The 13,632-nt window shown below is 42.8% G+C and carries 12 protein-coding genes; all 12 read right to left on the bottom strand.

Features of this window, described 5'->3' with window-relative positions:
- Positions 1-3: 3 nt before the first annotated feature.
- Positions 4-1,263 carry a beta-ketoacyl-ACP synthase II gene (gene fabF / locus LI288_RS00980; protein ID WP_022431867.1) on the bottom strand — a complete coding sequence of 420 codons (1,260 nt, stop codon included), beginning with the start codon at positions 1,261-1,263 and terminating at the stop codon, positions 4-6.
- A 44-nt stretch (positions 1,264-1,307) separates the two neighbouring features.
- A complete protein-coding gene (gene fabG / locus LI288_RS00975) occupies positions 1,308-2,051 on the bottom strand; it encodes a 3-oxoacyl-[acyl-carrier-protein] reductase (RefSeq protein WP_227089147.1) in 744 nt (247 codons plus the stop codon).
- A 13-nt stretch (positions 2,052-2,064) separates the two neighbouring features.
- On the bottom strand, positions 2,065-3,003 hold the full coding sequence (gene fabD, locus LI288_RS00970) for an ACP S-malonyltransferase (protein WP_227089146.1): 939 nt from the start codon (positions 3,001-3,003) through the stop codon (positions 2,065-2,067).
- Complete coding sequence (gene fabK, locus LI288_RS00965) at positions 2,996-3,967, bottom strand: enoyl-[acyl-carrier-protein] reductase FabK (RefSeq protein ID WP_227089145.1); 972 nt, start codon at positions 3,965-3,967, stop codon at positions 2,996-2,998. Before fabK ends, fabD begins: the two co-directional genes overlap by 8 nt.
- A 58-nt stretch (positions 3,968-4,025) precedes the next feature.
- Positions 4,026-4,274, bottom strand: a complete 249-nt coding sequence (gene acpP, locus LI288_RS00960) for an acyl carrier protein (RefSeq protein WP_264473889.1) — start codon at positions 4,272-4,274, stop codon at positions 4,026-4,028.
- Between the two features lie 53 nt (positions 4,275-4,327).
- Positions 4,328-5,260, bottom strand: coding sequence for a beta-ketoacyl-ACP synthase III (locus LI288_RS00955; protein WP_022431872.1), 933 nt, complete (start codon positions 5,258-5,260; stop codon positions 4,328-4,330).
- 254 nt (positions 5,261-5,514) lie between these two features.
- On the bottom strand, positions 5,515-6,501 hold the full coding sequence (locus LI288_RS00950; protein ID WP_227089144.1) for a hypothetical protein: 987 nt from the start codon (positions 6,499-6,501) through the stop codon (positions 5,515-5,517).
- Positions 6,502-6,543: 42 nt separating this feature from the next.
- Positions 6,544-7,404 (bottom strand): hypothetical protein, encoded by an 861-nt coding sequence (locus tag LI288_RS00945; RefSeq protein ID WP_227089143.1) that lies wholly within the window; start codon positions 7,402-7,404, stop codon positions 6,544-6,546.
- 9 nt (positions 7,405-7,413) lie between these two features.
- Positions 7,414-8,199: a DUF6033 family protein gene (locus LI288_RS00940; protein ID WP_320055212.1), complete on the bottom strand. Its 786-nt coding sequence runs from the start codon at positions 8,197-8,199 to the stop codon at positions 7,414-7,416.
- 205 nt (positions 8,200-8,404) lie between these two features.
- A complete protein-coding gene (locus tag LI288_RS00935) occupies positions 8,405-9,658 on the bottom strand; it encodes a hypothetical protein (RefSeq protein WP_227089141.1) in 1,254 nt (417 codons plus the stop codon).
- A complete protein-coding gene (locus LI288_RS00930) occupies positions 9,651-10,082 on the bottom strand; it encodes a DUF3592 domain-containing protein (RefSeq protein ID WP_227089140.1) in 432 nt (143 codons plus the stop codon). The genes LI288_RS00935 and LI288_RS00930 overlap by 8 nt, the downstream gene beginning before the upstream one ends.
- An 83-nt stretch (positions 10,083-10,165) precedes the next feature.
- The gene (locus LI288_RS00925; RefSeq protein ID WP_227089139.1) at positions 10,166-13,588 is read right to left on the bottom strand and encodes a carboxypeptidase-like regulatory domain-containing protein; all 3,423 of its coding nucleotides are present in this window, start codon (positions 13,586-13,588) and stop codon (positions 10,166-10,168) included.
- Positions 13,589-13,632 lie beyond the last annotated feature (44 nt).

The raw sequence follows: 13,632 nt of genomic DNA, 5'->3' as shown, positions 1-13,632 counted from the left end.
CTTTTATGAAAACTTTTTCACAAGAAGCGTTGCATTGTGTCCGCCAAATCCAAGGGAATTGGACAGCACCGTCTTCACCTCTGTTTCAATGCCTTTTCCTTTAATATACTGCAAATCCATTTCGTCTTCTGTTTCCGTAAGCCCCACGTTCGGATGCAGATACCCATCTGTTACCGACTTGATACAGGCAATCAGCTCTACCGCACCTGCCGCACCCAGAAGGTGTCCGACCATGGATTTGGTGGAGCTGACCGGTACATTTTCTGCCGCTTCGCCAAATGCCAGCTTAATTGCCCTCGTTTCAAACAAATCGTTGTGATGTGTACCGGTTCCGTGTGCATTGATATAATCCACTTCCTGCGGTAATACGCCTGCTTCCTGCATGGCATTTGTCATGGCACGTGCCGCGCCGCTTCCGTCTTCCGCCGGAGAGGTGATATGATACGCATCACTTGAACAGCCGTATCCGGCAATTTCCGCATATATATGCGCGCCGCGCTTCTTGGCATGTTCTAAGGATTCCAGTACCAGAACACCCGCACCTTCTCCCATAACAAATCCGTTTCTGTTCTTATCAAACGGCAGGGATGCCCTAAGCGGGTCTGTGCTTGTAGAAAGTGCCGTAAGTGCCGTAAATCCTCCGATTCCAATCGGTGTAATACTGCTTTCCGTACCACCGCAGACCATAACATCTGCATCACCGCACTGGATAGAGCGGTATGCCTCCCCGATAGAATTTGTTCCTGTCGCACAGGCTGTTACCACATTGATGTTTTTTCCTTTTAATCCGTATGCAATGGATACATTTCCTGCCGCCATATTGGTAATCATAAGCGGAACTAACAGTGGATTAATCCTTCCCGGTCCACGCTCCAGCAGCTTTTTATGCTCACGCTCCATGGCATCTAAGCTACCGATTCCGGAACCGATAGACGTTCCGACGCGGTATGCGTCTTCTTTTTCCATATCCAGTCCGGCATCTTTAATTGCCTGTCCTGCCGCCGCTACCGCATACTGACTAAACAATTCCATACGTTTTGCCTGTTTAAAATCCATATATGCCTGTGCATCAAAGCCTTTTACTTCTGCTGCAAGCTTTACCTTAAAATCCGTTGTATCAAATTTTGTAATTGCACCGATACCGACTTTTTGTGCTTTTACGTTTTCCCAGAATTCCTCTACGGTCAAACCAATCGGTGTAATTGCACCCATTCCCGTCACAACTACTCTGCTTTTCTGCATTTCTTCCTCCAATCTGCTCATCTGCCCCTCAAAACTGCTTTACCTTCGTTTAGAAACAATATCGTCTATACCATGCCGCCGTTGACTGACAGCACCTGTCCGGTAATATACGATGCCTTATCCGAAGCCAGAAATACCGCTGCCTGTGCTATATCCTGCGCCGTTCCCATGCGTTTTAAAGGAATTGATGACTGTACACTTTCCTTTACACTGTCAGAAAGCACAGCTGTCATATCTGTGTCAATATAACCCGGTGCAATCGCGTTGACTGTAATCTGTCTGGATGCCAGTTCTTTTGCCGCAGATTTTGTAAGCCCGATAACACCGGCTTTGGATGCCGCGTAATTTGCCTGTCCTGCATTTCCTGTCAGACCGACAACCGATGCCAGATTGATAATCCTGCCGCTTCTCTGCTTTATCATATATTTTGCCGCATGGCGGATACAGTGAAATGTTCCTCCAAGATTGACTGCAAGCACCTGTTCAAAATCCTGTTCTGACATTCTAAGAAGCAGTCCATCCTTTGTTATTCCTGCATTATTTACTAAAATGTCGATTTTTTCATATTTTTGTACGATATATTTTATCATTTCCTCGACCGCTGCGAAGTCTGATACATCACACTGATATTTTTCTGCACTGCCGCCATCCTTTAAGATACTGTCTACCGTGTCCTGTGCCGCCTGTGCATTTCCTGCATAATTTACAATCACAGTTGCACCTTCTTTGGCAAGGCTTTTCGCAATCGCACTGCCGATTCCCCTGCCTGCGCCCGTTACCAGCGCAATTTGTCCGTTCATTTCCTGCATGATGCCCTCCTGACTATTCTGTGATAAGCTGTGATAAATCTTCTTCCTTTTCAATATTGATACAGGTGATTCCTTCACACTGCATTTCCTTTGCCGTCTTTTTTACAAATCCGGTTAGTGTTCTTCCCGGTCCGATTTCTATAAATGTGTCAAAGCCGTCCGTGATTAACTTACGTAACGTCTGTTCAAAGCGTACCGGTGAATAAACCTGCTTTCTTAACAGTTCCGGAATTTCTTTGCTGTCCGTTACATATTCCGCCGTCAGATTGGCAATATAAGGTATCCTGATTTTGTTAAATGAAATCTTTTCGAGTTCTTTTTGAAGCTGTTCTCCCGCGCCGTAAAGCAACGGGGAATGAAACGGTCCGCTGACCCTTAACGTCACCACTCTTTTTGCGCCTGCCTGCTTTAAAACTTCTGCCGCCCGTTCCACTTCGCCTTTTTCGCCGGAAATGACAATCTGCCCCGGACAATTATAATTGGCAATGCCGATTTTTGCAGTGTCCAGTGATGTTTTTAATACTTCTTCCGTCTGTTTGGCACTAAGTGCCAACACTGCCGCCATACTGCCCTGACCTTCCGGTACTGCCTGTTCCATATAAATGCCGCGTCTGCGGATTACGTAACAGCCGTCCTTAAAAGACAAAGCTCCTGCTGCCGTCAGTGCCGCATATTCTCCCAGTGAAAGTCCTGCCGCCGCTTCGTACGGAATCCCTTTTTCCTGTAAAACGTTCAGTATCGCACATTCTGTTGTATACATGGCAATCTGCGTGTATTCGGTCTGATTTAAAGCTTCATTTTCTTCAAAACAAAGTGACGCAACATCAATGCCTGTCACTTCCTGTGCCGTTTTAAAATATTGTCTGACGGCATCATATTTTTCATAAAAAGAACGTCCCATTCCGACATTCTGTGCGCCCTGTCCCGGAAAGAGAAATGCTGTTTTACGCATGTTCTGCCTCATTTCCGCACGAATCTTCCGCAAAGATACTGCATTTTTTTATCGTTTCTTTTGCTTCCTGCACAATTTCCTGAATAATTTCTGCACAGGTCTGTTCTTTTTTTATCATGCCTGCAATCTGACCAGCCATGACCGTTCCCATGGCAACATCACCGTCTACAACAGCTTTGCGCAGTGCACCCAGTGTCAGGTGTTCCAATTCTTCAAAGGATACATTGTTTTTTTCCATTTCAAGATACTGGCGTGTCATTGTATTTCTAAGGGAGCGCACCGGATGTCCCGTGCTTCTTCCCGTAACAACGGAATCAATATCCTTTGCGCCAATCACACGGTCTTTGTACGCCTGACTGACGGTGGATTCCTTTGCAACGATAAAACGCGTTCCTAGCTGCACCGCTTCCGCACCCAGCATCAATGCCGCTGCCATGCCTCTGCCGTCACCAATGCCGCCTGCACCGATAACCGGAACCGATACCGCATCGACAACCTGTGGGAGCAGGGACATTGTTGTCTGCTCACCGATATGACCGCCGGACTCCATGCCCTCTGCAACAATCGCATCTGCGCCCGCACGTTCCATCATTCTTGCCATTGCAACAGAAGCAACCACAGGAATCACACGAATTCGCGCTTCTTTCCACTGTTTCATGTATTTTGCAGGATTACCGGCTCCTGTCGTTACGGCTTTTACACCTTCTTCGGCTACAACCTGTGCCACTTCGTCTACATGCTCACTTAACAGCATAACATTCACGCCGATTGGCTTATCTGTAATCTCTTTTGCCCTGCGGATTTCACTCCGTACCCATTCTGCCGGTGCATTTGCCGCCCCGATAAATCCGATGCCGCCCGCTTTTGAAACATTTGCCGCAAGCGCCGCATTTGCGACCCATGCCATACCACCCTGAATGACCGGGTATTCAATTTCAAGCAGTTTTGTAATTCTTGTCTGCATATTTTCTCATCTCCGAACATCTTTATAAACGTTGTCTGCCTTTTTACCTCACTGCTTTTTAAGCTTCTACACCGTGATTTTTTAAATAATCACAGACATCCTGTACCGTTAATAACTTTTCAAGTTCTTCTGACGGAATTTCTACGGAATATTCGTCTTCCAGTGCCATTACCAGTTCAAATAAATCCAGTGAATCTGCATTTAAGTCTTCCTTGAAGCGTGATTCCGGCTTTACATCCTCTGCGTTTACATTTAACTGTCCTGCGATAATTTCTTTCATTTTTTCTAACATCTTTTTAATCTCCATTCTACTACAATATATTTTTGATATTCTCTTGTAATCTACGCATATTCTGCCTGTCATTTGTGCCATTCCAGCAATGCACTGCCCCAGCTTAATCCGCCGCCAAAGCCAGACAGGATCAACACATCGCCCGGTATCAGGCGGTTTTGTCTGTTTAATTCGTCTAAAAGAACCGGTATGCTTGCCGCTGAAGTATTTCCGTGGGTTTCCAGATTCATCGGAAATTTTTCAACCGGTACATCCAGCCGCTTTGCAATACTTTCAATCATTCTTGCATTTGCCTGATGTAAAATAAAATATTTTACCTGTTCCTTTGCCGTTTCCGATTCTTCTAGCACTTCTTTAACAGACTCCGGTACTTTCCGAACTGCAAAAGAGAAAATTTCCCGTCCGTTCATATGCACCGCATTTTCTTTTCCCAGTGTCAAAGCCTGTGCACTACCGCTGTCGCTGTGCAGTCTGAAAATGCTTTTTCCGCTGCTGTCTTCACCTAAAACAACCGCACCTGCGCCGTCACCAAACAGCACACAGACACTTCTGTCTTTCCAGTCCACCACCTGCGACATCACTTCCGCACCGATAACGAGTACCTTTTTGTACATGCCCGCTTTAATATAGGCATCTGCCACACTCATTGCATACAAAAATCCTGTACAGGCGGCGCTTAAATCAAAACATGCCGCGCGCTCTGCCCCAATCTCCTGTTGGACAAGATTTGCCGTACTCGGAAATATGTAATCAGGCGTTGAAGTCGCAACGATAATGGCTTCTATCTGCTCTGCCGCTATCCCGGCATCTGCTATCGCCTTTTTCGCGGCTTGTGCCGCAAGCGCTGATGCAGTCTGACCTTCCTGTGCGATATGACGGCTTCGGATTCCGGTTCTGGTGCGAATCCACTCATCACTGGTATCCAAAAATGTTGAAAGTTCTGCATTGTCAAGCACCCTTGACGGAACAGCACTTCCCGTTCCTATTATTTTCGTATTCATATCTGCCTCTGTGCCGCGTTTTCTTTTTCCCGGAAAATGTCCCGCAGCTTTGACATTTTCCTTCTTTAAAATTCTGTTTCGTTTCTTCAGATTTTCGTTTTGAATGTCTTACTTTTTGATAATCAAAATATTAATCTAAAAATTTAAGAGTCAAACGAAATCCGTAAAAGCTTTTTGTTTGACTCTCAAACTAGTTGTTACTATACAGGAAAACTTTTCCTTTGTCAATAGTATTTTGATATTCAAATTATTTTTTAGAAATTAAAATCAATTTTAATTCCCTTTAAGTCTTCTGCCAGCAGATTATTATCCTTAAGAATATTGCGGATATTCTGTTGTGCAGCTTCGACATTGTTTGTTGTCTTGCGCTGGAGGGATAAATCCTGCTGGACACTGTCTGCCTCCGCCTGACCCTTGATGAGTTCTTCCTGCTCTTTCCTCTCCTGCTTTGCCTCATCAATGCGCTCCTGCTGTTCGTCACGCTTCTCTTTCTGCTCCTCGGCTTTCTTCTGCGCTTCTTCCTGCTCTTTGTCGATATGCTCTTTTCCGTCCTGAATGAGCAGCCCCATGATTTCTTTGTTGGAAGCTTCCAAAATATCATCTGCTGCACTGCCCGCTTTTAACATATCCTGTGACTTTGCCTGATCGGTCTTTGCCTTTGCGATTGTATCTGTCAGCTCAATCAGCTTATCATTCGCATTGGAAGCAGTTACTTTCATTGAACCGGCAATCTGGTTTAACCGGAGTGCCTTTTCCTGATATTCTGTACGCGGAAGATTCTGCAATTCCTTTAACCGGTCAACGTCTTCCTTTGTAAAGCTTTCATCATGTGAGCCGTTCTTATAATTCTGGAATTTTTCGAGTAATTCCAAATCCTTCTGCTCCTGTGAATCATCAGCTACACCGTATTGCTCCTGAAGCTCCTTTTTGCTCTTTTCAAAGGTTTTCTCTTGCTCTTTGGCTTCCTGCATCTGCTCTACATAGTCTGCTTTCTGCTGTTCCATATCTTTTATGCTCTGGGAAGCCAATTCATCCCTGCCCCACGCATCTGTAATCAGTTTCATTGCCTGACGTCTTGCGGTCTGCTTTTTCTGCTCAATCTGATTTCCCTGTCCGAGCATTAAATCGCCAGCAAATACAGTGCTTCTCGTCTTGGTATCCTGCGTTTTGTTTCGTCCCGCTGTTGTACCGCTCATCTGGATTCCGGTATTGTCCTGATTCATCTTAATCGTTATAGACATTTTTCAACTCCTTTTACTTTCCCCTTAGCTTTTGTTTAAATGTTAAATACTGATATCGACACTCACACCTGCAAAAGCCGCTGTTTTTCCTGCCATCTTTACCGTGCCTGTATGACCGCTGTTACCGCTGTCTGCAATCACCGTGACTGTTCCGGCTTTTGTTTTTTCCGGCTGTGCTTCTGCCGTGCTTTCGGTATCCGTACTGTCTGCCGCGTTCTGCTTTGGTGCTTCAAGTACGGTTCCGTTTGCCGCGATTGCCTGACGGATTGTTTCTAACGGGTCTTCATCGTCTGTCGTTACCTCTCCCTTTGTCCTGCTGTTATCCTCTGAGGATACGGTATCGGTGCCGTTATCGGTCTTTTTGGACTTTGTATCTTCATCTTCATCCGGCAGAATTGCATACTGGGCTGATTCCACAAATTCCTGATGTTCTTCCTGTATGCCCATTACTTCCCGCAGCAGCTTTTTTAACATTGCACATTTCTGGTCTTTTGGAATATAAGGACTGGAGGCAATGCTTTTGCAAGAAGACAAAAACTCGCCCATTTTGGCTGTCTTAACACGTTCCACTTCTTCCTTTGAGCGGCAGTTTCTAAGCTGCCTTTTATAGTTTTCGCGCTCTCTTTGTTCTTCCTCGTAATCCTTTAAAGCCTGCGGATTATGCTTTTTTAAATATTCGATTTCCTCAGCGTTTAATCTGCTGCCCGAAGCCAGCTTAATGTCGATTGCCGCCGGTTTCTGACCTTCACGGATATCGTCTGCCTGCGACTGATACATCTGCAATTCACGTTGTTCAGAGGTCAGCTCGCTTGTCTTTCCGGCATTGATGTCATTTTTCTTTTTCTGCCACTGGTTCTGCATTGCCGACAGCGCCACCATGCTTTGAATTGTACCTGTTCCCATATGCCGCTCCTAACCGCAGAAGTCGATGTTCTGTCCAACCTTCTTTTCGGATTCCGTAAGAACCGTATCGCTTTTTGCCAGCTGCATATAATCCTGTATCTTTTGCAGCAATTCTTCCACAGAAGATGCCGTAATCGTCACTGTACCGCTGTCTGTATCCGTCTTATCTGACACATCTGTTTTTTCCGTCTTTTCGCTTCTTGCTTCTTCAAGCTTTTCTTTCTGGTGCTTTTTCTCGGCTTTCTTTTCGGCAGCTTTTTTCTCTGCCTTTTTCTCTGCTGCTTTCTTTTCTATGCGTTCCCGCTGTGCCGCAGAGGATTCTTCCAATACCGCAAAATAAGTTGCCGTTCCGCCGTCATTAACCTGCATACCGAAGCCTTTGACGTTGGCACCGCTGGATTGCAGACTGCTCTTTAACTGGGAAATACCGCTTGCCGCATTTGCAATAATGGCTTCATACTGCTTGCGGTAATTCTCATCTTCTGCCATCCGCTCTACTTTGTCTTCGTCAATTAAGACAACCATTTTGCTGGCATTGGCATAACTGGAAGCCTGCGCCTTTGCCTGCTCCTTCTTGTCTTCACTGACAAGAATAAAATCCATGTTGGAATATTTTTTCTTTAAAGATTCATAATAATCCGCCGCTTTTTTACTGAGCTTCGGACTGCCTATGGTTTTTCCTGAAACACTGCCGCTCTTTTCATTTTGTGTCTGCTCTGTCTTCTTTTTTGCTTCCACTGCGGCAGCACTTGTAGATGCTGCGTTTTCTACTACGCCGGTATAACTTGATATCATATTCATTTCCTCCCTGACTACTGCTAAATACACCGGTCAAAATCCGTTTCGACCGTTTTTCCCTTTGTTTAATAGATATATCGGAAGAAATTGTAAATGATTTAATTTTTTAGTTCTCTTTTCTGTCTTCTGTCACGACTGCTCCTTCTTCCCTTTATCCCATTTTTACATCTGCCCTATCTGACTTTTTAACTTAGCAATAACTTTAATCAAATAAATATGTGATCTCATTACCATATTTATTAATGACTGCCTTTTTTTCTGCATCTGAAAATGCAGAGAGTATATTCACCCCCAGCTCCTGATGCAAAAGGGAAAAGAAATTTATAAACCGTTCTGGAGCCGTACTGCTTTCTGTTTCATTGAAAGAATCGTGTGCATTTGAAAAAACAGCCTGTAAACTGTTCCAGTAATCCGGCTGTACCTCCCGCAGTCTGCATATCAAAAGGTATAAGAAACCGTCTGAACTGTAAATGCCGTTTTTTAAGGTATTGCCGGCCGAATATTTTAAATATGCATCTGCTCCTTTTTCACTGCTATCCTGAAAGGATAATCCGTTGTTCTCCATTACATAAAGCATTTTTAAATTTGCAAAAAGCTCAGAATCAAAATTCCATGTATTCCCGATGTGTGAACCTTCAATCCCGTCAAATGTATGGCTCATTTCATGGATATATTTCCATATACATACACTTTTATCTGTAGACAAATCTTTTGTAAGATTGGTGCTGTTCATAAAAATCGGATTGCCTGCCAGACCATAATAGTCTATTTGTTCTGTAAAATCAAAAATTGTCTTTCCGTCATACGGCTGCCGTTCACCGGTTAATTGATACAGCTGCTGCCTGTAAAGCTGTAAGTCCTCTGACCACTCAGAAAGTTTGTCTGTTTCTTCTTTGGAAAAATCATCTGATTTTATAATAAATTCAACCGTTTTATCCGGGCTTGTCACAAGCTTATATTCTTTTGACTTACTGACCGGGATGACTTTTATGGAAGAATATCCGATAAAACCGCTGACATTTTCTTTATACTGCATTGTCACCGAAAAATGAAGCTGCCGGTTCTGCGGATACACGACCCTTTTCATTACCGAATCGTCCGCGTTATATTTTGCCGCCGTCTGCGCTGTATTCATTGCCACATTCTCATCTTTAATTTCCCTGTATTCCGGCAGCTGTGAATCACGGACTGTCAATTCTATGATATAGGGTTCATCTGTAGGCACCTCTGCGGTAAACGCTGTATCTATGACCGCCGTATCTGAAAATGAAACACTACATTTTTTCTTATCCTGTTCAACCGTATACGTATCCACAGAATGATTTCTGCTGTCTGCTGCTAAAACACCGGTTATTTTACATTCATTCGATGTACCATGAAAAAAGACCGGTAAAGCCATACATAAAACCGCAATTACTGCAATACCGCATACAATGAGTTTTGACCGCTTATTCATTTTCGCCCACCTTTTTCATAAATACCAGCATCATAATTCCAAAAAAAGCAAAGAAAACAGCACCCGCTTTTGCAGTTTGTATTTTAAATTCATCTCTGACTTGGTTGGGATTTGAAGAAGAATAATAGATGGTTTTATGGCTTCCGATTTTAGGTTGAAATAAGATGTACGTTCTATATTGACATGTGTATTCCTGCTGATTGACCTGATATTGATACACTTTATTCCTGATTATGCTTACCTGAGTATTGCTTTCTGTTCCCCAGTCTATACTCCTGTCAATTGATACCAGTGTTCCATCTGCCTTGGAATAATCTGCTGTGGCACGAATTTCCGATACGCAGTCTGCGATACAGATTGCAACCGCCAGCACGCAGATTGAAAATATTATTTTAAGTGTTTTTTTATCTACCGATACTGTCATGCATACTCCCTCCAATTATATTTTAAAAAACAATCAGGAAAAATGAGCCGTTACAGCCCATTTTTCCTGCAAGTAACTACGAACTAGTTTGAATAGCTCATTGCATTAACCGGTGTTAATGCATCCGTTGCCGGATCATAGTCAAATACATGCCACCATGTACCGCCTTCATTTGGTACATTAAATGTAAAGTAGCATACATTTCCTGCATACACCTGAACCTTTGCGCCGGATGCAGCCATTGCCGTACTGCTTGATGAATATCCGTTGGTAAAATCATGAACATAATAACTATATTTCATGTTATCATTTAATTCATAAATCGTTGTTGTTTCCGGACCGTAGCTTGTTGTATCATCAACATCCAGTTTTGCAATTGCTGTTGAACCTTGATAATAATTCTTTGCCCAGTAACAGGTATGGAATACATCGGAATCTGTCAGCTTATCTTTTCCATATAAGTGTGAATCCAGATCCCATGGGTATTCGCCCCATGTTAATACAATTCTTAAATTGTCGGTATCAATTGAACTGTTCTCCGGTGACAATGTCACATTATATGTCTTTGTTTCATCTAAAACAACCGCAATATTAATGTGGTTTGTGATGTAGTTTTCCTTGATAATCTCTAATGTATAGTTACCAGGGTTTAAAGACAATTCGTAAGTTGAAGCATCAAATGTACCTGTTTCAAGAACTGCTCCGGTTGTATTGTTCCAGTCCTCGCGGATATTGTATGTCATATCCTGAATCGGTAAACCGGTAAGCGCATCTTTTAATTCACCGGTAACTGTTCCGACACCGTCTTCACCGTTTCTGCCAATCATTAACAGGGTTTCATTGTATGCCGTTGCATTTTCAGTGATTTCTACCTGCATATCGTACTTCTTATAACCTGTTGCAGCGATTTCAATACTGTATGTTCCTGCTGTTAAATTATCAACTGAATAATTACCTGTTTCATCCGTATAAATTGTTCTGACTAAGTTCTCACCAAGTGTTTCACCGCTGTATATACGGATTCTGGCACCTGCTATCGGTTCATTTTCATCAGCTGATGCAATAAGACCTTTCAGTTCTCCTGTTCCAAATGTACATTCCGGTACAACACGGCCGTTTTCCACATGGAATTTTGCTTTAAACGGATTACTTGAATCATTATCTAAGTGTTGGAATTCTAATGTGTAATGGCATACATCATTTAAGAATTTACCAACGACTGTTTCCTGATCAATTCCCGATTTTGCATATGCATATAAGGTCATATCCCCACAGTATAAAGTATCTGTTGCAAGAATGTGCGGTGTAAATGAACCGTTAAAACCGATACCGGCTTCTCCTGCATATCCTGCTAAATCAATCAGGTTGAATGCACAAAGAACACCTGACAAACCAAGACCGGCTGTTCCGCTAGCCTTAATTTCCATGAAATCTAATGAATCATAAAAATCAAAGATTGCGCGGGAAGCCCCGTTCTTATACTGGTATCCCTGTGTGCTGTTAATGGTGTATGTAATGCTTGCTGTACCCTTTGCTGATACATTGCAGAAGAATACAATATCAAATGAAAGTCCTGTCGCACCGATACGGATTGGCAGACGTCCGATTTCGATTCTACCTGATTCAAAACGGGTTGCACCGTTGCTGTTGGTTAATTCATAACCAGATTCTGCAAGTGTCAGTTCTAACTGACTCGCAATCTTAATCTTTTCTGATATTGATAATGTAAATTCATCAACATCAACACCTCTCCAGCCGACATTTGCCTTTGCGATACAGGTTATGTCCGGAATTTCAACTTCAACAGAACCGGAAACCTTCAGATTATCTGTAATTTCCTTTTCTGCAATTGTAAACTCCAGTGTTCCCGGTATCTGTGTACTTCCGCCTGCATTGATAGAAAGCGGATACAAGCCGGAATCATCTGCTGTAATTGAACCATTGCTGTTATATTCGCAGGTTACGCCTTCTGCTGCTACAAAACTGTCAACTGACGGCAAACCAAGCTCTGCAAGGTCTAATTTTGAATAAATCTCTGCCAGTTCAGGAACTGTGCAGACTAATTTTACTGAATCGCCGGACTGGCTGATTTGTGCAACTTTTAACATTAAACCGGTTGCATATTCAGTACTCTCCGGTAAACGGATGACATCATCGACTTTTATGCCGTCTGTTGTCTTCTTGTTTGGCAGTGTTACTTCGTAAACATCACCATTTTTTACAACGGAATAATCCGCTGCCTGATCTGCTGCCACATTTACAACAGAATCCAGAATTTCTGAATGGTCATAAGTCTGGTCTTTGCTCAGCTTAATGGAATCATTCAAATCATCAATTGCATAGAAAATACTCTTTACATCCGCCCCGGTAATGGTTTTCTGCGGATAGAATGTGTTATCTGTTAAGTATAAGAAGTTATTTACAAGTGCAATTTTAATTTCATCTTTATACTTCACCTGATTTGCATCAGACCAGTCATCCATTGCAATTGTATTCTCGCCGTTAAAGCCCATTGCATGAACCGCCGTGTAAGCTGCAAATTCTCTTGTACACGGTTCATCCGGGTAAAACAGAGGAATATCCTGCTCTAAATCTTCAACATCAGGAACCGGTAAAAATCCGTATGCATTCGCTGTTTCTACTGCTGTTCCTGTTGCTGAGTTTAAGCTGTCTAAATAGTAATAATCAATCTGATCTGCTGACATCAGCGGAGCATTTAATTTATCCAGAAGAAGTGTAACCCATTCACCTCTTGTATAGGTCTTGCTTTCATCAAATACAGTATTTGTGTCCTCATTAACTGCATTAAAACGAATCTGTGCATTTAATTCCAGTTCATTGCCATCAACTGTAATCGTCCGGTTAAGATTCATCGTGGATTCTGCAACGGTGTCTGCTTTGGCGTTTACCGCTGATAAATCCAGCATTGAGAATACCATGAAAAAGCAGAAGAAAACAGATAATACTTTTCTGAGCTTTTTATTCTTTACAGCACCAGCTGCCAGGACAGAACCGCTCAGTATAAATAACACCATGAATAATACATACATATGGCTGTCAAATGTATTGGCTGCTGTGCCATTATCCTGTGTCACATCTACATTTTCAACTGTTTCCGTATTCTGGGCCGGCTGGGAATTGTCCGGAGCCGGAGTCACTGTTACAACATTTGACTTCTTAATCTGACCGGTTAATTTCACCGTATCACCGTGTGCAACGGATTCAAATGTATCTTCATTTTTTGAACCGTTTGCCAGTTCATATTTTTCCGGAATATCGTATTGAATATGAACATTTTTCAAAACATTTGTTCCATTATTTGTTACTGTAACTGTTGTTGTAATGGTTTCGTCTGCTTCATAGCTGGTTTTATCCGTCACTAAATTCGCAACAACACCCTGCTGGTTCTGGCTGACCGCAAAAACAGGCATTGCAAAAAAAGAAACCAGGAATACAGACAGTAACAAAAGCCTTAATGCTTTCGCTTCTTTTAGTACCTTTTTCATCTTTCCTCCTAATAGTTTATAAATTTTATTACTATTTTAGAATA

This window comes from Lachnospira pectinoschiza, from assembly GCF_020564355.1.
Lineage (GTDB): Bacteria > Bacillota > Clostridia > Lachnospirales > Lachnospiraceae > Lachnospira > Lachnospira intestinalis.
Note: the sequence above shows the minus strand (reverse complement) of the source record. Positions and strands in the feature narration are given on the sequence as shown.

Coding starts and splice junctions, on each gene's coding strand:
- acpP (WP_264473889.1), bottom strand. CDS start 4,274: ATGGAGATTAAAAAGATGTTAGAAAAAATGAAAGAAATTATCGCAGGA.
- LI288_RS00940 (WP_320055212.1), bottom strand. CDS start 8,199: ATGATATCAAGTTATACCGGCGTAGTAGAAAACGCAGCATCTACAAGT.
- LI288_RS00935 (WP_227089141.1), bottom strand. CDS start 9,658: ATGAATAAGCGGTCAAAACTCATTGTATGCGGTATTGCAGTAATTGCG.
- LI288_RS00950 (WP_227089144.1), bottom strand. CDS start 6,501: ATGTCTATAACGATTAAGATGAATCAGGACAATACCGGAATCCAGATG.
- fabK (WP_227089145.1), bottom strand. CDS start 3,967: ATGCAGACAAGAATTACAAAACTGCTTGAAATTGAATACCCGGTCATT.
- fabF (WP_022431867.1), bottom strand. CDS start 1,263: ATGAGCAGATTGGAGGAAGAAATGCAGAAAAGCAGAGTAGTTGTGACG.
- fabG (WP_227089147.1), bottom strand. CDS start 2,051: ATGCAGGAAATGAACGGACAAATTGCGCTGGTAACGGGCGCAGGCAGG.
- LI288_RS00945 (WP_227089143.1), bottom strand. CDS start 7,404: ATGGGAACAGGTACAATTCAAAGCATGGTGGCGCTGTCGGCAATGCAG.
- LI288_RS00955 (WP_022431872.1), bottom strand. CDS start 5,260: ATGAATACGAAAATAATAGGAACGGGAAGTGCTGTTCCGTCAAGGGTG.
- LI288_RS00925 (WP_227089139.1), bottom strand. CDS start 13,588: ATGAAAAAGGTACTAAAAGAAGCGAAAGCATTAAGGCTTTTGTTACTG.
- fabD (WP_227089146.1), bottom strand. CDS start 3,003: ATGCGTAAAACAGCATTTCTCTTTCCGGGACAGGGCGCACAGAATGTC.
- LI288_RS00930 (WP_227089140.1), bottom strand. CDS start 10,082: ATGACAGTATCGGTAGATAAAAAAACACTTAAAATAATATTTTCAATC.